Raw genomic sequence first — 18,901 nt, 5'->3', positions numbered from 1 at the left:
GTTCACATCCTGTAAAACTTGGGGTTAAGCATATCGCGAAGCCAATCCCCTAGCAGGTTGATCACCAAAATCAGCAGAACCAGTACGACTCCCGGAATAACTGCAATCCACCAGGACTCACTGAAAATATACTCGAACCCACTGGAGATCAGCGCGCCAAGCGATGGCTCACTGACCGGCATGCCCAAGCCAAGAAACGACAAGGAGGCCTCTGCAATGATTGCATTCGCGATCTGAAGCGTAAAAATAACCAACAGAGGTGAAAGAGTATTCGGCAGAATATGTCTCCACATGATTCGACTACTCCCAAACCCCATTACTCGTGCAGCTTCGACGTATTCTTTCTGTTTTTCAGCCAGAACAGATGCCCTCACGGTCCGGGCAAACTGTGGCCATTCAACGGTGCCAATAACTAAAATCAGGATAACCACGGCTAGCTCACCGTAAAGTTCCTCACCGAATGCAGCTCTAAACACCGCTGCTGCAATAATGGCTACCATCAGGGTCGAAAAACTGAGTTGAATATCGGCAATTCGCATTAAAAGACTGTCAACCTTGCCACCGAAGTATCCAGCGGTCAGGCCGATTGCAACGCCCAGTAGCGTTTGTAACAGCACCGCCCCTACACCAATCAACAGGGAAATTCGCGTTCCGTAAAGGATTGTACTGAACATATCTCGCCCTTGAGCATCAGTCCCCAGAAGGAATCGGGGATCTCCCCCTTCCTCCCACAGAGGTGGTAACTCAGCATCGAGAATATCAACCTGACTAAGATCATAAGGATTAAAGGGCGCAATTACAGGGGCAAACAAGCTTGCCAACAGATAAACAAGCAGAAGAGAAAAGCAAAAAATTATAAATTTATCCCGCTTGAAACCATCGATCAGCTGAGCCCGGAGAACACCTTTATTCCCGACTACAGCAGACTCAACCATAGATCGGTCTTTTATTGGATTAAGCTCAGCATTATTCATCTATCGACTCCTATTGCCTTGCTAACTTGACAGTTGGATTGACCAGACCGTAGATCAAATCAACCAGTGTGTTGGTTATTACAAAGATAGCTCCAACCACAATCAGATAGGCGACGATCAACGGTGTATCGACCCGATTCACTGCCTCCAGGAAGAGAAAACCCATTCCTGGCCACTGAAAAATAGTTTCTGTAACAATGGTATACGCCACCATCGTACCTATTTGCATTCCACCCACCGTGATAATGGGCAGCATGGTATTTTTAAGCCCATGTACCAACCAAATACGTAATGGCGATAAACCTTTTGATTTGGCAAATTTCACGTAATCCAGCGATAGCACCTCCATCATTTCAGCTCGAATCAAGCGAATAAACAGCGGCAGCATAATTGAAGCAAGGGTGATACAGGGCAACAACAGATGCAGCAACCCATCACGAGTAAAATACCCCGTCTCCCAACTTCCGAACAAAACCACTGTTTCCCCACGGCCAAAAGAAGGAAGCCAGCTGAGTTCAACAGCAAATAAATAGGTCAGCAAGATGCCGGTAAGAAATACTGGCACCGAAATACCAATCAAACTAAACCCCATGACTAATCGGGACACCCAGTTATAGGGCCGAATTGCGGTGTAGACTCCCAGCGGGATGGAAAATATCGATATAATCATCACTGCGCCAAAGACCAGCTCCAGGGTGGCAGGCAACTTATTAAGAATGACCTCCAATGCCGGCTGCTTGAAGAAATAAGAAGTCCCCAAGTCCCCCTTGAGCACTTTTTCCCCGAACCTCAGATACTGAGTAAAGAAAGGATCGTTTAATCCCATTTCATCCCGAAGTGTCTCGCGCTGTTGTTCAGAGACAGATTGTCCCACCAGTTCACGCAGGGGATCTCCGAGGCTGCTCTGTATCGCAAAACCGATAAGACTGACCACAAACATAACGATAAATGCCTGTATCAATCGCCGTATCAAAAACGCTACCATAGCCCAGTATTCACTTTACGATCAGTATTCACTCAGTTACCACCAAATCCCCCAGATAGGGCAAATTCATTACATTTAACACCGGTTCGATCTTAACCTTTTTATCGACTCCCCAAGCCATTTTCTGCCAATGCAATGGCACGAAGGCAGCATCGTCATATAGAATCTGCTCAACTTTCTGGAGCTGCGACCGTCGCTTATCTTTATCGATTTCAGAACTGCTTTGCATCACCAGCCGATCAACTTCCGGATTGCAGTAACTACCGCTGTTATATTGCCCAGCGCCTGTTTCCGGATTAGGGCACATAATCAGAAATTCACTGAAATTAGCCGAATCCTCGGTATCAGAACGCCAACCGACCATCATAATATCCGCTGACCGAGCATCCAGTTCCGCCCAAAACTGAGCCTTTGGAATAGTTCTGAGATCAACCTGAATATTAATTTTTGCCAACATCGACACCACCGCGCGTGCTATTTTGGCATCATTCACATAACGATTGTTGGGCGTAACCATCGTCACCGAGAAACCGCTTTCATAGCCTGCTTCCTTCATTAACTGTCGCGCCCGCTTTAAATCGTAACGCGGCTTCAGGCTTTCCTTGTGTCCAACAAAACTTTTCGGGCTCTGCTGGCCGGCAGCGGTGGCAAAACCTTTCATAATTTTCTTAACGATCCCCTCATTGTTGATCGCATTGACAATGGCCTGACGGACCCGCAAGTCCCTGAACTCCTTTCGGCGCTGTTGATTCAATTGCAGGGTAATAATCCGTGTACTCGGTAAAGTCACTAAATCAAGGCGATCGTGGTTACGAATTCTGACATGATCATTTGGAGGAACAGGCGAAATAACATCCACATCCCCCGATAACAATGCGGCAACCCGTGTCGGATCACTTTTTATAGGCGTCAGTATTATTCGGCTGACATTCCCTTGCGATTGACGATCCCAATAGTCCGCAAAGCGATCAAATTCGACACGAACCCCCTGTTGCCGGTGGCTGACCAGATAGGGTCCAGTACCGGAAAGATGTTTTGACGCAAAGGTGTTGCCATGCTTTCGCAGTAGCGCCTTGGGCAGCCCCTTCTCATCAACACCGGTATAAAACCTGGAGTCCATTGGAAAAATATAGGTCGCCGTCTGCAAGGCCAACGGATAGGGGTTACGAGTAATAAGATCAAATGTATATTGATCAATCACTCTGACCTTTTCAAACATCGCGAACACCGGCTTAAAATCAACACTTCGTTGCAGGCGCTCCAATGTCCAGCGAACATCCTCAGAGGTCAGTTCATTGCCGGTGTGAAATCGAACCCCCTGCCGAAGTTTAAATCGAAGAGTGTAAGCATCTATTCTCTGCCAGCTTTCCGCCAACCTTGGCTCAATCTGCTGGTCCTTTGTCCAGCGCACCAATGGGTCAAAAACCATATGAGAGAACTGTAAAGTTCCACCCGATAGCTGTTCGTGCGGGTCCAGAGATACGGGATCTGCAGCATAGGCCAGTTTCAGCGTAACAGCCTGAGCAGCCGAAACGAGTGACACCACCAAGACGACGACTGCAAAAAAACAACGAAGGCTAGTCATTTTAGAAATCCGAGTATGGTTGATAAGCTTATTATTGTTAAATTACCACACAGATTACGGCAACTACCCTAAGGATAGAAAGTCCTCTTTTATTAAATCTGTCTTTTTTCTGATTGCTAAATACGAGATATATCAAACTGCTAGAAAAAAATTGCCGGTCTACTCTGAAACGCCTGAACATACCTTCAGCGAAGAATTCCTGCTACTTAAAACGATCACCTCAGGCCCCCCAGTGCTACCCTCTGAACGGGTAGTAAAAAGTAGAGAGTAAAAAAGGCCTTCCCTGGCCAACCTCATGAATCAATTTTCAGGTGACACACGTTGAAAAAAGCATTTGGCCTGAATCAAGCAGAAATAGGCTCTTCCAGCTGTGGACCTTCCCACGCTTTGCCGGGTACGGCGTCCAGTAAGGCTCGTGTATATGGATGCTGAGGGTTGTTGAAAACCTTGGAAGTCTCTCCGTATTCAACAATTTCCCCTAATCGCATCACAGCAATTCGGTCACAGATTTTTGCAGCCACACGAAGATCATGTGTAACAAACAGCATTGATAAATGCAGTCTCTCCTTGATTTCATCCAGCAACTCCAGAACCTGAGCCTGAACAGAAACATCAAGAGCGGATACCGCCTCATCGGCTATCAGCAGTTTTGGGTCCATCGCCAACGCCCTGGCGATGCCAATACGCTGTCGCTGCCCACCGGAAAATTCATGAGGGTATCGCTTCAATGCCGAAGGATCCAAGCCAACCAGCTCCAAAAGTTCTCCAGCTTTCTTCATTGCCTCAGACTTAACAGCACCATGAATGACAGGTCCCTCGACAATAATATCACCAATTTTTCGACGCGGGTTGAGAGAGGCATAGGGGTCTTGGAAGATCATCTGAATATGTCGACGAACAGGCATCATTTCCTTGAGCGTCAAACTATTAATATCCTTACCATCAAACAATATCTGCCCACTATCAGCATCATGAAGTCGAATCAGGCAACGGCCAACCGTAGACTTTCCAGAGCCAGACTCGCCCACCAACCCTAATGTTTCCCCTTTGTAGATTTCAAAATTTACGTCTCTGGTGGCATGAACAACACGTCCCTTTCCGCCAAAGAAACCACTGTTACCACCATAGGTTTTCTGCAGGTTTTTTACCGAAATGACCGGGGTAGGCTCTTTCGCGCTCTTGTGCACAGCTTCAAGATGTGGAACGGCTGCAATCAGTTTTTGAGTATAAGGGTGCTTGGGACTGTTAAGAACCTGTTCTGCACTCCCCTGCTCAACAATACGTCCCGTCTGCATGACAATAACCCGATCAGCAATCTCTGCAACGACACCAAAGTCATGAGTGATAAAAATGACTCCCATGCCTCGTTTTTCCTGCAGATCTTTTACCAAGCCCAAAATCTGCGCCTGAGTGGTCACATCCAGAGCAGTGGTCGGCTCATCAGCTATCAGTACTGAAGGCTCTAACGCCAACGCCATAGCAATCATTACCCGCTGGCGCTGACCTCCTGAAAGGGCAAATGGATAGCTTCGACCAATAATCTCCGGGTCTGGTAATCCAACATCACGAAGCATTTCAATAATGCGCTGTTTTCGCTCTGCACGACTGTATTTGCCATGAGAGACGAAAACTTCATCCAATTGATCTTCTACCTTCATAACGGGATTCAGAGCGGTCATTGGCTCCTGAAAAATCATCCCGATACGACCACCACGAATCTTCTGCATCTCAGCATCAGAAACGGTCAGCAGATCTTGATTCTCAAACATGATCCGACCGTTTACCGGACGAACATGAGGCTTAGGCAATAGCCCCATAACCGCATTGGATGCCATGGACTTACCCGAACCAGACTCTCCTACAATACAGAGGATTTCACCGGCGTAGAGTTCAAAACTAACTTCTTCTACCGCAAAGGCGCGATCAGCCCTGCTTGGCAAGCTAACGGAAAGATTATCAATTTTTAGAATTGTTTCATTGCTCATCTCAATCACCGTTCCTAAGCTTTGCCACGTTTCATTTTTGGATCCAGCGCATCTCGTAAACCATCGCCAATCAAATTAATTGAAAGCACGGTAATCAGGATAGCCAGTCCCGGCAGAGTCACCAACCAGGAAGCAGTAAGAATAAATTCACGAGCAACTGCCAGCATACTGCCCCATTCCGGTGTTGGCGGCTGCGCCCCCATACCCAAAAAACCTAATGCGGCAGCATCCAGAATCGCAGTGGAAAAACTCAGAGTTGCCTGCACAATCAGAGGTGCCATGCAATTTGGCAGCACGTTGATGAACATCAACCTCCCGACCCCTGCTCCCATGGTCTGACTGGCTGCAACATAGTCTTTACCCAACTCGGCAATCGCCTGTGCTCGGGTAATTCGAACAAAATGAGGAATCAAGACAACGGCAATAGCTACCATCGCATTTTCAAGACTTGGCCCTAATATGGCGACCAGCGCCAGAGCTAACAACAGGCTGGGGAACGCCAGAATAATATCCATTGCCCGCATAATCAGGTTTTCAACAAAACCTTTAAAGAAGGCAGCCAGCAGCCCCAGCATGACCCCAACAGTCAAGGATATGAATATAACAATCAGACCAATATACAATGAGTAGCGAGAACCGTGAATAAGCCGCGACAACAGGTCACGACCAACACTATCGGTTCCCAATATAAATTCCCAGCTTCCACCGTCTTGCCAAACCGGTGGCACCAGCATGGCTGTTCGATATTGTTCAATCGGGGAGTGAGGAGCGATGACATCGGCAAATACGGCCATCAGAACAACCAGCCCCATTACGACCAACCCGGCCAAAGCCCCATGGTTCTGTTTGAATTCGTGCCAAAAATCACTCAATACCACCGCCAGAGCACTGCGGTCACGACTATAATTTAACGTTTCAGTAGACATAACCTTATCTCTTGTTGCGGATACGTGGATCAATCAAGCCATAGCAAAGATCAACCGTGAGGTTAATAATCATGACAATACCGGCAATCAAAATCAGACCTCCCTGCACCACTGGATAGTCCCTGCGGAAGATAGAATCAACCATCCACTTACCAATGCCAGGCCAGGAGAAAATAGTTTCGGTCAAGATGGCACCAGCCAGCAACACACCAACAGACAGGCCAATGACGGTTATGACAGGAATCAATGCATTACGAAATGCGTGAACAACGATAACTCTGAAATTACTGAGCCCCTTGGCCCGAGCAGTCTTGATAAAGTCTTCATTAAGAATTTCCAGCATCGCAGAACGTGTTTGTCGTGCAAACACCGCCATTGGGATAGTGCCCAACGCAATAGAGGGAAGAATTAGGTGACTCAGCGCTGATTTAAACGCACCCTCTTCTCCTGACAGCCAACTGTCTATCAGCATAAAGCCGGTTACACTGTCAAAGTAAAACATCACAGAAATACGCCCGGACACCGGTGTCCAACCCAGAAACCCAGAGAAGAAAACAATCAACAATAGCGCCCACCAAAAGATAGGCATTGAAAAACCAGTCAGTGAAAGCGTCATTAAACTGTGATCAAAGAATGAACCCCGCTTCACTGCTGCAATAATTCCGGCTGGAATTCCAATTACTGTTGCAACAATGAGAGCACAAATTGATAGCTCAATCGTCGCGGGAAACAGCGCGGCAAATTCTTCAAGAACAGGTTGTTTAGTAACAATTGATGTACCGAGATCACCTTGCAACAACTGCCAGATATAACTGAAGTACTGCTCCCAAATAGGCTTATCAAAGCCAAAAGCTGTCATCATTTCTGCATGCCGTTCAGGAGTTATTCCTCGTTCACCTGCCATAACCAATATGGGGTCACCAGGAATAACTCGAATAAACGCAAACGCAGCGAGTGTCACACCTATAAAGGTGGGGATCAGAATCATCAATCGATGGATAAGAAAGCTGAACATAACCTAAAACTCTTTGGGCACGAAGCTGGAGGGGTAGTCAGAATGTCGTACCGCAACCCAAGGCTCCTTACGACATATAATCCTTCCATGGATATAGGAAATCCGGCGGGTTAGACCGCCGGATAATTAGACAGGCAAGGCCCTACTTGAGGGTAACCCCTTCAAAATAGTGACCGCCAAGAGGATCAATTTTGAACCCTGAAACTTCTTTGCGCACAGGCTTGAAGACCAGAGAATGCGCGATAGTCGCCCAAGGAGCTTCACGCTTGAATACAAGCTGAGCCTGTTCGTACAATTTGGTTCGCTCTGCCTGATCAGAAGTGGCCAGCGCCTTGTTCAGCAGATCATCAAACTCCTTGTTACACCAGTTTGCACGGTTCGCTCCGCCGTTGGCAGCCTGACAACCCAGCAGCACCCGCAAGAAGTTATCCGGATCACCATTGTCGCCGGTCCAACCCAGCAATACTGAGTCATGCTCACCCGCCTTGGAACGCTTCAGATACTCACCCCATTCGTAAGTCACGATTTCCGCATCAACACCTACTTTTTTCCAGTCTGCCTGGATCAACTCAGCCATACGACGAGCATTAGGGTTGTAGGGACGCTGTACTGGCATTGCCCAGACATTGGTTTTAAGACTGGTAACACCTGCATCCATCAGCATCTTCTTGGCCATTTCGGGGTTGTAGCTGTCATCAACAACCTTATCGTTATAGGACCAAATGGTAGGTGGCAGCGGGTTTTTGGCAACTTGCGCAACACCATTAAAAACGGCGTCAATGATGGCATCTTTGTTGATTGCCATATTAAGCGCTTTACGGACCTTAGGATTGTCAAAAGGAGGCTTTACGGTGTTGTAACCCAGATAACCAACGTTCAGACCTTCTCGCTTCATCAGATTGATGCTGCTGTCTTTAGCCATCATGCCCAGGTCTGCTGGATTTGGATATGCCATCAGGTGACACTCACCGGCTTTCACCTTCTGGTAGCGAACCGAAGCGTCTGGAGTAATTGCAAACACCAGGTTATCAATATCCTGACGACCGCCCCAGTAGGAATCATGCGCCTTATAGCGAATCAGAGCATCTTTCTTGTACTGTACAAATGCGAAAGGACCGGTACCAACAGGCTTCCAGTTCATTTCGGTTTGTTTTCCTGAAGTCGCCAGCTGATCAGCATATTCAGCGGAAAGGATCGAAGCAAAATCCATAGCGAGGTTAGCAATGAAAGGGGCTTCTGGACGGTTTAGAATAAACTTGACCGTGTAATCGTCTATTTTGACGATATCCTTGATCAGGCTCCCCATATCCATGCCGTCAAAATACTCGTAAGTACCACCATTCACATCATGATAAGGATGTTTTTCATCGCGCTGACGGTCAAAAGTGAACAAAACATCATCTGCCGTAAACTGTCGACCCGGAGTGAAGTATTTAGTGGTATGGAAGTCAACACCCTTGCGCAGATGGAAAGTGTATTCAGTGCCATCAGCAGATACATCCCAGCTTTCAGCTAAGCCAGGTACCACTTCAGTGGTGCCAATCTTAAACTGAGAAAGTCGGTTATAAATCTGACGGGAAGATGCATCCATTGTCGTACCAGAAGTGGTCAGAGCGGCGTTAAAACCTTCTGGACTTCCTTCGGAGCAATAGACCATCGTATTTGCAGCCTGCGCCTGACCAGCCAGTGCCATGGCCCCGGTCAATAGAGAGACAGCCAGTGTTTTCTTAATCATGTGTGACCTCAGATTAATCTGTTATTTTTTTGAAAAGGTATTTCACAGTACTAAAGAATCTCCAGTCACAAACTACGGCAAGCCTCTTATCAGACACAATCGAAATTCTGATTGCCCTTGATAGAGAATATGTATAGAAAAAATAGAAGAGGAAAGAAAAAGGGTATTATTTCTTAGATATCATCATCTTATAGAAAGACACATAAACAGTAACGGGACTCAAACGAATCAGATCAATAGAAAATTTCTTTTATTATCGGTAGCAGCGGTAGACACCAAAGCTTCAATACAAGTTCAATTGAAGCATCAAGGATTTGCCTTTACCCAATGATCGGCAGGTGTGAATGTCAATTATTCAAGTAAAAACAGCGATAAAACTGATAATCCTCTGGCTCGAAAAAACAAGCCTCTCGATTGTTACCACATTGAGCTAAGCGCAGGCCCCCTAAATAATAAGGAAGTCCACTGATATATCCTTGAGTCTCGTCGCGTAGCAAATTCCTGTTGCTACAATAACTGAGCTTATATCTGGGCTAAAACTGAAAACGCTCTCATTTTGGATAGCAGACTAAGCGTCCGGTAAACTCAAAGTCCGACCAGGTGTAAATACCGGTTAACTGGAACAAACCCTTTTCTCTGCCAGATTCACGATTATTTTTTACTCAGCTTTTCCCTGAATCAGGATTGATTGTCATTTAATCTGCTGATAGGATGTGCGGCGAATCCAGAAAAGATAGATTTCTAAGCAACATTCAAGCTAAATCACTAAGCAAGGAATTGCTAGACTAACCCCCTATAAGGAAGTAAATATGCCGTTTGTCACACTCTCCGCAAGCTGTACCCCTCACACCCCTCTGGTCGAACCTGCTGTTAACGCAATACAACGGTTCCTGTATTTGGCTCCACAGAAACCTATATCTGGAACAATCAGCGAAACAACAGCACCTTGGATGCTTTGGCTGGGTCCTTTGCGCAAGGGCTAAATAGTCAGGTCATCCAGGCATTAACACTGGCAGAGGAGGTGATATGGGCAACACGCAGTTAATCGCAGGTCTATTTATCGGTTGGCTATCGGCCACGCCAGTATATGCCGCCAGCCAAGCGATCAATCAAAAGGAGACGGAGTCGGTCATAACGGTAACAGAAAAAGACCGCTTAAATTGTACTGGAGAGCTGGTTAACGAAACCCTCCGAGTTATTTATCAAAAAGATCCGTACAAAAAAGTGCATAAAGCACGGGAGATGATTCAGCCCTGTGCGGATGCCGGTGACGCCGCCGCGCAACTGGCTTTAGCAGCCGTATATTACAAAAGCCCCGACAACCCTTTATCGAATGAGAAAAAAGCCCTGGCTTGGGCAGAAAAAGCCGGATTACAGGGTAATGCGGTGGCTCAGTTTAAATATGCTGTTGCCCTCGATAATAGCGGTTCTCTTCGGTTTAAAGAACGCCAACCCGTCTTACGAAAAGCTTTTAGCTGGTATTACAAGGCAGCCTTACAGGGTCACCCTGAAGCACTCTTTCAGATCGGCAAAGCCTTCAGAAAGTACTCTTTTGATTCGGTTTCAGCCTATATGTGGCATGTATTGGCCTTCGACGAGTAAAAGAGAACTTTAGTTACTCCGGTTTTGCCAGCTATGCTGTCGATCATCTGGAATCCTCCGGGCGAGTATCCAAAGAGGATATTACCGAGGCGTTACGACTGGCCGATGCCTGGGAGGCACGCTATCCCAAGGCCGCTAAATCCTGGCCGACAGAATCTTGGGTGGAAGGCCTTAAAGGACCCTCTGCCCAGTTGATTCCGCCTCCATTTACCTACGATTCAGAACCTGACTTTTGCTCAACGTTCGGATCACTTCTCTTTATCTGCCCACAACATGACCAAGATAGCTACCCTATTGTGAAGAAACTCAGGGCCGAGGCTTATCAGTATCTGGCGGGGCCTCCAGCGGAATAAAAAAAGAGGTATTGCGCGAGATTCATCCGCAGTTTTCACCAGTATATTAGCAACATTTGCTCTCTGACACGGGTCTCTAGCGGTAGCGAGTAGTTTTTCCGATGCAGCAACTTGTTATGGTTTGATTTATTGATGTTGCAAAATATTCAATAATTTATCAAAAGGATCGCGAACATAAAACCTTCGGACACCCCAAGGCTCACTCTCTGGGCCGTACTCAATTTTATAACCGGCTTGTTGGACAGCCAATAAAACCGCATCAAGATCGTCAACCTCAATGGACAAATCAGGTACTGGAGTACCTGAACCACCTTCTGAAGCAAGGCTTATTTGGAGGGACATTTTTGAAGATGAGCCATAAGTTTGAATCCAACCGTGATCCATGAGAAGTTCAAGACCTAGAATATCCTTGTAGAAAGCCCCAGCATTAACTAACTGCGAGGTTTCTATATTCGAAACTATCCTATTAACTTTCATTTTTCACTTTCTCCTAGAACCATAACATTTGTATATCACGCAGGCTCGGTTTGTCGATCCGTTAAATCGGTCGATATCCATATAAAGATTTGAAACGATAGGGATTTTTCAAACATTTACAGCCTCCTTTCTCCGGATATCGCGCATCCGCGTTTCCATGCACGGATGTTCGCGGTATCTCCATCTACGCATTCAGATGTCTCGGATATTGCACCAGTTTGTTCTTTGGCTCCAAAGACAACGCGAGCATAAGAAACCGAAAAAGCGAGCCAAGAACATTAATACCCCAAAGCAATTGAGCAGGTCCAACCTTAATCTTTTTTGATTTCCTGGGCTAAGGAACCTAATAATTTGACAAAGGCCGGACTGCATTTACCTTTCGACGAGTTCAACCCGCCTGTTCTTGTCTTGACCAACATCGCTATGATTTGAGAACTTCGGCACAAGAGGCCCGACGCCATGTGGTTCTAACCGCTCCGATGCGATGCCGTAGTTCTTCTTCAGGGCATCTGCAACGGCCTGTGCCCGATCAGAAGATAGTTTTCTGTTGTAAGCAAAGCTTCCCTTCGAATCAGTGTGTCCAACCACATAAAAGCTTTTCTTCGGGTTGTTATTCAGGTATCCGGCAATCACATCGAGCGCAGCCTTTGATTCAGGCTTGAGTGTGGCCTTGTCAAAGTCGAATACGATCCCCTCTAGCACAACGCGACCATATTCTTCTATATCAGATCCCAGGGCTTCAGCATCAACAACAACGAGCCCTGTTTCGGCAGCCTCGACTTCAACAATATCTACTAATGTGCCGATGTAGTTCTTCGAGTGCTGTTCGACATAAACAACGAGATAGGCGGTGCCCACCGCACGTTCTTTCCTGGCGACGATAGCACCTGCGCCACCCGACGAAGATGTGCCCGAAAACATCGTTCCCACTGCGCCAGGCTTGGTTGCAGGATTAGCGCGAAATGTAACTTCCATCCATTGCCGAGAGCCGATGGCCGAGCCTTTACGATCTGCAAACATACCTTCACCGAGAATCTCGAAGCCCTCGGCCTTCAGCGCGTCGCGATAATTCTTGTAAACCTCGGAATAGGTCCGGTCCTCCCCCTCATATTTGTAGAAGGTTCGGGTCACCCGACCCTCTGTCTCGATCCAATCGGTGATCGACCGGTAACCGGTTACCGGACCCACAGCAACCTTGTAGGGCTGGTAGTTTTCAATGTGTTGCCACGCGATGACTTGCCCAGGATAGCGTTTGATCATTGGATGTTCGACGATGCCATCAATATCTTGCGCAATCACCATGGGGGGCATGAATAAAAAAATAACTGCTACGACCGCCGTCGGAATATGCATCAACATTCGCGTCTCTCCTGAGAATCGTTATTTAAACTATACCTATCGACCAATGCGCTCTAACGCTGTGCTTTGGAGTGGCCAAAACAGAGCAAAATAGCGAGCAGACTCTCCAATGAGTTTAACCCCAATGAGTTTAGTCCCAATGAGCTTACAGTGACGCAGTTTTCTTTATAATTGTGCACATACTGTACGTTAGCCATCATGAGGTCCCTTATTTACTACACCATTAATAACAGCCTGGATCTCCCTGTTATGGCACGACACCCAGATCTGTCGCAGTGTGCCAGCAATCCATTAACCCAAACGGTTGACCAGTACAGCTACTCTCTTAGTACTGATTTGTCCTACTTTGGCATTGGATTACTACAACTCTTATTGTTTCGTTTTTCCGCATCAGGTTAGCATCACCAAAACTAATACCTATACAGATCTTATCTGGCGCGGGGTAAAACGGTGAGCATCATCAAGGTAGGGTTGGGGCATTCAACAGATGTACAGCAGGCAATAGAGCAAGCAATGAAGACGACTTCCAAGCCTGACCTGATTATCTGTTTTGCTAGTTTTAGTCTGAACCTCAATCAGGTCTATCATCAAATTCGAAGAGTGGTAGGCGAGGATGTACCCATCATTGGCGGTAGTTCCGCCGGTGAGTTTTCCAGTTTGATGGATTCACCCGTCACCGATAGCATTGCAATAATGACCCTGCAAAGCGCCTATTTTAGTGTTGGCGTGGGAATAGGAACCAACCTTCACGCCTCTCCCAAGCAGGCTGCCAGCAGAGCCATTGGCAGTGCATACGCTAATCTGGAGCCCAATCCTATGGTGATGTCATTGGTGTTCAATGCTATGGATGGCAAAGACGCTTCAGATATATCTCGTATCAAACCCTGCATAAATATGGTGCTACCTGACGGCACTTCCAGGCAAGAAGAAGCATTTCTTAGGCAACTGATTCTAGAGACAGGGTCTGTATCCCAAATTGTTGGTGGTTCCACCGCGAATGATTTCTCCAGCCAGTACTCTTATCAAATATGCAACGGCGTTTATCAAGATTCAGCCGTTGTTGCCAGCTTTAGCAGCGGATTAAAAATGGGAACGTCCATGGGCCACCCATATCTACCCTCAACAAAAGGCGCGGTAGTCACTAAGTCCCAGGGGCGTGTTGTATATACCTTGAATGGAAAGCCTGCGGTGGAAATTCTGCAGAATCTCATGGAAAGTGACGAACTGACACCAGAGTTGTTTGTGCAGCACCCCTTTGGCATTAAATCGTCCGATGTGTTTGGTGAATATACGATTAAAAGTGCACAGGCTGTCAATGAAGATGGCAGCGTAAGCTTCTATGCCGAGATTCCACAGGGGGCTTTTTTACGATCGATGAAAACGGACCAAGACACCGCCAAACGACTTTTTCGGGAAACCCTAATAAAAGCTATCGAAGATGCGGGTAATCCGAAAAAAATCGCTGCCGTTATAGTTTTTAACTGCATCCTTCGCCACTTACTGAAATGTCACCTGGGTGTGAATGACTTGATACTGCTGCGAGAGGTCTGTGGTGAAAAAGTTCCTTTAATTGGCTTTAACACCTTCGGAGAACAAGGAGCCACGATGGGAGGCTCGATCGGCCACTATAACCAGACCGCCACCGTAATGGTGTTGGCAGCAGAAACCATTAGTCAATAAAAACCCTGATCAATTATATTCAGCTTTTCTCATTCGAGAGCTGGGAGTAATCATAGCGATCTACGATTTCTTGATAGTATGTCTTTCATTGCCTTAACCGTTGCCACGATGTTCTTGCAGATAAATGGATTTTCTCTCGATGCTCTATTTCAAGTGCCTAAAAGCTTTTTTCTACGAACTCAGGCACAGCCATGCCCTTAACAACGGCGTCCATTACTCCTAACCGTTGCGCCCAGGATTTAACCGATGGAAAATCCTCAAGTGCTATTCCCTGCCACTCATGGCGCATCACCCAGGGATAGATCGAGAAGTCTGCGATACTAAGGGAATCACAAACAAACTCCCGGTTAGTCAATTGTTGATCCAGCACTCCCCATAAACGCCGGGCTTCGCTGGAATAGCGCTCTATTCCGTAGGGGTTTTCTTCCTTTGCAAAACGGCGAAAATGATGCGCTTGTCCGAGCATTGGCCCAAATCCCCCCATCTGCCACATTAACCACTGCATAACCGAGAAATATTGACGAGGATCCTGGGGAAGATAACGACCACTCTTTTGAGCCAGGTAGATTAAAATCGCACCGCTTTCGAACAAACCAATCGACTCCCCATCAGGCCCCTCATGGTCAACAATAGCTGGAATCCGATTATTCGGGCTGATACGAAGAAAGTCGGCTTGAAACTGCTCGTTATTAAAAATATTGACACTCTTAACCCTATACGGAAAACCACAGGCCTCCAGCATGATCGAGACTTTACGTCCATTTGGAGTACCCCAGGTATAAAGATCAATCATGTGAGTTACTCCTGACGTTGAAGTCGATGAACACCCCATCGCTGCCGACAAAGCTCTTCCATCAGCGACAACACGGAGGAAGGATTCTGCTGCTCGGGATAGGCCAATCCGATTTGCTGTTCCAGAACTATATCGCTGAATTGACGAAGTACAATATCTTTTCGCACCAGGGTACTCTCCCAGTCAGGTACCAGAGCAGCTCCAACCCCGGCGCTGACCATTCCTATTGCATATTCCACAGTACGAATATTTGCACGACTGGTAAACCCGACCCCCGCAACATGCAGAGCTTGCTTTAATAACTCCAGAGCGGCACAAGGCGAGCGGTTTATAAACGGAAGTCCATCCAGATCCGCAATAGAAACCTGCTCCTTCAGACTCAGCTCATGTCCAAGAGGGAGTGCCAGATAGAAGCAATCTTGCCAGAGAGGTTGAAATACTTCGCCTGCAATCAAATCTGCGGAATTAATGATCCGAGCATCACAATTTTCTTCAGGATTAACTAATGTGAGCTCCAGGTGTTCCAGACTGGTGGTGAGATCTTTTAAAAGAAAGCTCATTCGCTCAACTCCCAAAGAGCGCATAAGTCCAAGCCTGAAAGGTTCGGGTCTGGGCTTATCAGTGAACAAGTTTACAATTGCCTTAGCCTCCCCTGTCAGCTTTTTGGAAAGCGGATAAAGACGCTCCCCAGCCTCTGTAGCCGTTACGCCTCGGGTATTACGAACAAATAGCTGAGTGCCCAGCGTATCCTCCAATTGATGAATAGCCGCAGAAACTGACGGCTGAGATACATAACAATGTCGGGCAGCTCCGCTAATACTGCATTTTTCAAACACAGCCTCAAAGTATCGAAGTGCTCTTAAGTCCATCGTATTATCCCCATTGCACCATCTCCATCACTCTATCTCATAGCTAATATCTATATACAGTAGGTTATCCATATATTTTAGCTCTGGCAATTTTTTACCCATATATAATTACACCGCTTTGAACTATCGAAATCTTGTTATTTTTTGTCTGGGAATGAATCCAAATGAAAGTTACCAGCGTAACAATAAGTATCTACATGTGATTCTGTATCAATAATCGAGAACAACGGTTCCCTGATTGCCTGAGGACCACTGGTCAGCACGATGGCAGTTTGTTTCTAAGAGGAAAGCACCATGAAAAAACGAGTGCCCGGTTTAGTATTAGGGTTACTGGCAATTACCGGACTCAGCCAGATATCTATAGAGTCAGTGGCGGAAGACACCATGAAGTCTTCACCTTCAGAAATGATGTCGGCAAAAACAAAAATCGCCACCTTTGCCGGAGGTTGCTTTTGGTGCACTGAATCAGATTTTGAAAAGCTGCCCGGCGTCAATGAGGTCGTGTCCGGGTATACCGGCGGTCAGACTGAGAATCCGACCTACAAGGAGGTTTCTTCCGGAAAAAGTGGGCATGTTGAAGCCGTAGAGGTCCACTACGATCCGAAAAAAGTCAGTTATAACGATCTGCTTGAAACCTACTGGCGACATGTAAATCCAACGGACAGCGGCGGTCAGTTTGTTGATCGGGGTTACCAGTATAGTCCGCATATTTTTTACCGAAACTCTGCTGAGAAGTTAGCAGCAGAAAAATCCCGGGACCAGCAACAAGCCTCCGGACGGTATGACAAACCATTGGCTACCGGCATTCAGAAAGCGACCAAATTCTGGCCAGCGGAGGATTACCATCAGGACTACTACAAGCGAAACCCGCTAAGGTACAAATACTACAGATATAACTCAGGCCGAGATCAATATCTGCAAAAAACCTGGGGGGATGAGCTGCACTATAGTCCTAAGGGTCCTATGGAAGTCAGCCAAAAGGAAGAAATACCGATGGCAAAAACCTACATCAAGCCTTCCGATGAAGTATTGAAGCAGACACTTACGCCACTACAGTATGAAGTCACCCAGGAAGACGGAACGGAACGTTCTTATAATAATAAGTACTGGGATAACAAAGATCAGGGAATATACGTGGATATTGTCACCGGTGAACCCCTGTTCTCCTCTGTCCACAAGTATGATTCCAAGACGGGGTGGCCCAGCTTTACCCAACCTTTAGTCAGTGAACACATCGTCACTACTACAGATTTCAAGCTGATTTTTCCCCGTACAGAAGTACGGAGCAAATTTGGAGACTCTCACCTTGGGCATGTTTTCAAGGATGGGCCGGAGCCAACAGGTTTACGTTACTGCATTAACTCCGCAGCGTTGCGCTTTGTACCAGCGGATCAGCTTAAAAAAGAAGGCTACGGTGAATTTGCTTCTCTTTTCGACAGCAGCGATAAATAGTCTGCGAAGAGACTGACAATTTACAGCATTCAACTACCTTGGCCAGCGAAAAGCCAAGGTAGTTCACAGGCAGCCAATCGTTTTCTCTAGAATCCGCAAATAAGTCTCTTGAGCTATTATTTAGCCATGTCCAGAATAACTACAAAGCGGTTCTTACGGAGGGGCTGTGCCCATAAATTTCTTCGCCACCCTGTCGCTTCTATCCGGGATAATTATTCTAGCGACTGAGAACATCACGACCACCCGCGCTCCACAGGTTTTAATCACAGAAGGAGAATACCTGCTCGGCAGTAATAGCAAAGAGCGAGACTGGGCTTACCAAAATTCTCCTGAACTCGTTCGCCAGCAACGTTGGTATGATCTCTGGGAACACCCTCAGGAAAGTCAGAAGATAAGCAGTTTTTGGCTGGATCATTACCCCGTCACCCAAAAACAATATGCACTATTCGTCAAAGCCACGGGGCACCGGGCGCCCTATATCTCCGCGCAGGACTATCATCAACAGGGTTTTTTGGTTCATGACTATTCTGCGGTGAATCATTATCTTTGGCGAAATAAGCAACCACCAGCGAAACGGGGAAACCATCCAGTGGTTCTCGTCAGCTGGAGCGATGCGCAATCCTACTGTAAGTGGAAAGGAATGAGATTACCCCGGGAAAACGAATGGGAAGCGGCATGCAGAGGAACTCAAGGACATCAATTTCCGTGGGGGAGTCAGTGGTCAGCCTTGAACTCACATCATCAGGCCGAGGGTACAGCTTCTGTATATAGTCACCCCGAAGGTGTATCCAGCAACGGTGCAATGGATATGCTGGGTAATGTATTCGAATGGACTGAATCGACCTTCAAAGATGAAAAAAATCAGCAGGAAAAAGGTATAAAAATCCAAGATTCCAGTCATAAAACCCTCAAAAGTTGCTCCTGGGATGATGCTCCAGGTACCTGTCGTTGTGGCTTCAGACATGGCAGAGCAGCACAGTCCCGCCATATCCTGATCGGCTTTCGTTGTGCGAAAACCATTGAACAAGAGAAAAAATAAGTTGGATCAAAGATCCTAAGCAATGCTAAATTAGCAACACTCAACGGCTGCTCTGAGCATACTGATTCCAGC

The 18,901-nt window shown here is 46.7% G+C and carries 17 protein-coding genes; 6 read left to right on the top strand and 11 right to left on the bottom strand.

Annotated features, from left to right (window positions below; genetic code table 11):
* Window positions 1-2: 2 nt before the first annotated feature.
* From BGP75_RS07090 to BGP75_RS07060, 7 genes are all read right to left on the bottom strand, one after another.
* On the bottom strand, window positions 3-935 hold the full coding sequence (locus BGP75_RS07090; RefSeq protein ID WP_076717633.1) for an ABC transporter permease: 933 nt from the start codon (window positions 933-935) through the stop codon (window positions 3-5).
* A 49-nt stretch (window positions 936-984) separates the two neighbouring features.
* Entirely contained in the window at window positions 985-1,959 is a 975-nt protein-coding gene (locus tag BGP75_RS07085; protein ID WP_076717051.1) for an ABC transporter permease, read from the bottom strand.
* A 28-nt stretch (window positions 1,960-1,987) separates the two neighbouring features.
* Window positions 1,988-3,544 (bottom strand): ABC transporter substrate-binding protein, encoded by a 1,557-nt coding sequence (locus BGP75_RS07080; RefSeq protein WP_076717048.1) that lies wholly within the window; start codon window positions 3,542-3,544, stop codon window positions 1,988-1,990.
* Window positions 3,545-3,888: 344 nt separating this feature from the next.
* Complete coding sequence (locus BGP75_RS07075) at window positions 3,889-5,529, bottom strand: ABC transporter ATP-binding protein (protein WP_076717045.1); 1,641 nt, start codon at window positions 5,527-5,529, stop codon at window positions 3,889-3,891.
* Between the two features lie 14 nt (window positions 5,530-5,543).
* Window positions 5,544-6,455 (bottom strand): ABC transporter permease subunit, encoded by a 912-nt coding sequence (locus BGP75_RS07070; protein ID WP_076717042.1) that lies wholly within the window; start codon window positions 6,453-6,455, stop codon window positions 5,544-5,546.
* 4 nt (window positions 6,456-6,459) lie between these two features.
* Window positions 6,460-7,470, bottom strand: coding sequence for an ABC transporter permease subunit (locus tag BGP75_RS07065; protein ID WP_076717040.1), 1,011 nt, complete (start codon window positions 7,468-7,470; stop codon window positions 6,460-6,462).
* Window positions 7,471-7,612: 142 nt separating this feature from the next.
* Complete coding sequence (locus tag BGP75_RS07060; RefSeq protein ID WP_143821001.1) at window positions 7,613-9,205, bottom strand: ABC transporter substrate-binding protein; 1,593 nt, start codon at window positions 9,203-9,205, stop codon at window positions 7,613-7,615.
* A 1,026-nt stretch (window positions 9,206-10,231) separates the two neighbouring features.
* Here BGP75_RS07060 and BGP75_RS07055 point away from each other — a divergent pair.
* Complete coding sequence (locus BGP75_RS07055) at window positions 10,232-10,807, top strand: sel1 repeat family protein (RefSeq protein WP_076717036.1); 576 nt, start codon at window positions 10,232-10,234, stop codon at window positions 10,805-10,807.
* The gene (locus tag BGP75_RS07050; protein ID WP_076717034.1) at window positions 10,780-11,160 is read left to right on the top strand and encodes a hypothetical protein; all 381 of its coding nucleotides are present in this window, start codon (window positions 10,780-10,782) and stop codon (window positions 11,158-11,160) included. The genes BGP75_RS07055 and BGP75_RS07050 overlap by 28 nt, the downstream gene beginning before the upstream one ends.
* A gap of 126 nt (window positions 11,161-11,286) precedes the next feature.
* Here BGP75_RS07050 and BGP75_RS07045 read toward each other — a convergent pair whose 3' ends face one another.
* Both BGP75_RS07045 and BGP75_RS07040 read right to left on the bottom strand, forming a co-directional pair.
* A complete protein-coding gene (locus tag BGP75_RS07045; protein ID WP_076717031.1) occupies window positions 11,287-11,637 on the bottom strand; it encodes a VOC family protein in 351 nt (116 codons plus the stop codon).
* 372 nt (window positions 11,638-12,009) lie between these two features.
* Window positions 12,010-12,996, bottom strand: coding sequence for an OmpA family protein (locus BGP75_RS07040; protein WP_076717028.1), 987 nt, complete (start codon window positions 12,994-12,996; stop codon window positions 12,010-12,012).
* A 249-nt stretch (window positions 12,997-13,245) separates the two neighbouring features.
* On the opposite strand from BGP75_RS07040, the gene BGP75_RS27005 reads away from it, so the two are divergent.
* Together BGP75_RS27005 and BGP75_RS07035 are read left to right on the top strand one after the other, a co-directional pair.
* Entirely contained in the window at window positions 13,246-13,395 is a 150-nt protein-coding gene (locus tag BGP75_RS27005; RefSeq protein ID WP_158070069.1) for a hypothetical protein, read from the top strand.
* A 51-nt stretch (window positions 13,396-13,446) separates the two neighbouring features.
* Window positions 13,447-14,676, top strand: coding sequence for an FIST signal transduction protein (locus tag BGP75_RS07035; protein WP_198939290.1), 1,230 nt, complete (start codon window positions 13,447-13,449; stop codon window positions 14,674-14,676).
* 157 nt (window positions 14,677-14,833) lie between these two features.
* Here the strand turns inward: BGP75_RS07035 and BGP75_RS07030 are convergent, their stop codons facing one another.
* Window positions 14,834-15,469: a glutathione S-transferase family protein gene (locus BGP75_RS07030; protein ID WP_076717026.1), complete on the bottom strand. Its 636-nt coding sequence runs from the start codon at window positions 15,467-15,469 to the stop codon at window positions 14,834-14,836.
* Window positions 15,470-15,474: 5 nt separating this feature from the next.
* Entirely contained in the window at window positions 15,475-16,338 is an 864-nt protein-coding gene (locus tag BGP75_RS07025; RefSeq protein ID WP_076717023.1) for a LysR family transcriptional regulator, read from the bottom strand.
* Window positions 16,339-16,743: 405 nt separating this feature from the next.
* Here BGP75_RS07025 and msrB point away from each other — a divergent pair, with 405 nt between their 5' ends.
* On the top strand, window positions 16,744-17,790 hold the full coding sequence (msrB, locus tag BGP75_RS07020) for a peptide-methionine (R)-S-oxide reductase MsrB (RefSeq protein ID WP_369832109.1): 1,047 nt from the start codon (window positions 16,744-16,746) through the stop codon (window positions 17,788-17,790).
* A 166-nt stretch (window positions 17,791-17,956) separates the two neighbouring features.
* Window positions 17,957-18,829, top strand: coding sequence for a formylglycine-generating enzyme family protein (locus BGP75_RS07015; protein ID WP_076717019.1), 873 nt, complete (start codon window positions 17,957-17,959; stop codon window positions 18,827-18,829).
* Window positions 18,830-18,901: the final 72 nt, after the last annotated feature.

Source organism: Motiliproteus sp. MSK22-1, from assembly GCF_001968815.1.
Lineage (GTDB): Bacteria > Pseudomonadota > Gammaproteobacteria > Pseudomonadales > Balneatricaceae > Motiliproteus.
This window is presented reverse-complemented; position numbering and strand designations above follow the sequence as displayed.

What these genes read in the sequence shown, in the direction of transcription:
- BGP75_RS07090 (WP_076717633.1), bottom strand. Translation starts at nt 935, where the DNA reads ATGGTTGAGTCTGCTGTAGTCGGGAATAAAGGTGTTCTCCGGGCTCAG.
- BGP75_RS07085 (WP_076717051.1), bottom strand. Translation starts at nt 1,959, where the DNA reads ATGGTAGCGTTTTTGATACGGCGATTGATACAGGCATTTATCGTTATG.
- BGP75_RS07080 (WP_076717048.1), bottom strand. Translation starts at nt 3,544, where the DNA reads ATGACTAGCCTTCGTTGTTTTTTTGCAGTCGTCGTCTTGGTGGTGTCA.
- BGP75_RS07075 (WP_076717045.1), bottom strand. Translation starts at nt 5,529, where the DNA reads ATGAGCAATGAAACAATTCTAAAAATTGATAATCTTTCCGTTAGCTTG.
- BGP75_RS07070 (WP_076717042.1), bottom strand. Translation starts at nt 6,455, where the DNA reads ATGTCTACTGAAACGTTAAATTATAGTCGTGACCGCAGTGCTCTGGCG.
- BGP75_RS07065 (WP_076717040.1), bottom strand. Translation starts at nt 7,470, where the DNA reads ATGTTCAGCTTTCTTATCCATCGATTGATGATTCTGATCCCCACCTTT.
- BGP75_RS07060 (WP_143821001.1), bottom strand. Translation starts at nt 9,205, where the DNA reads ATGATTAAGAAAACACTGGCTGTCTCTCTATTGACCGGGGCCATGGCA.
- BGP75_RS07055 (WP_076717036.1), top strand. Translation starts at nt 10,232, where the DNA reads ATGGGCAACACGCAGTTAATCGCAGGTCTATTTATCGGTTGGCTATCG.
- BGP75_RS07045 (WP_076717031.1), bottom strand. Translation starts at nt 11,637, where the DNA reads ATGAAAGTTAATAGGATAGTTTCGAATATAGAAACCTCGCAGTTAGTT.
- BGP75_RS07040 (WP_076717028.1), bottom strand. Translation starts at nt 12,996, where the DNA reads ATGTTGATGCATATTCCGACGGCGGTCGTAGCAGTTATTTTTTTATTC.
- BGP75_RS27005 (WP_158070069.1), top strand. Translation starts at nt 13,246, where the DNA reads ATGGCACGACACCCAGATCTGTCGCAGTGTGCCAGCAATCCATTAACC.
- BGP75_RS07030 (WP_076717026.1), bottom strand. Translation starts at nt 15,469, where the DNA reads ATGATTGATCTTTATACCTGGGGTACTCCAAATGGACGTAAAGTCTCG.
- BGP75_RS07025 (WP_076717023.1), bottom strand. Translation starts at nt 16,338, where the DNA reads ATGGACTTAAGAGCACTTCGATACTTTGAGGCTGTGTTTGAAAAATGC.
- msrB (WP_369832109.1), top strand. Translation starts at nt 16,744, where the DNA reads ATGATGTCGGCAAAAACAAAAATCGCCACCTTTGCCGGAGGTTGCTTT.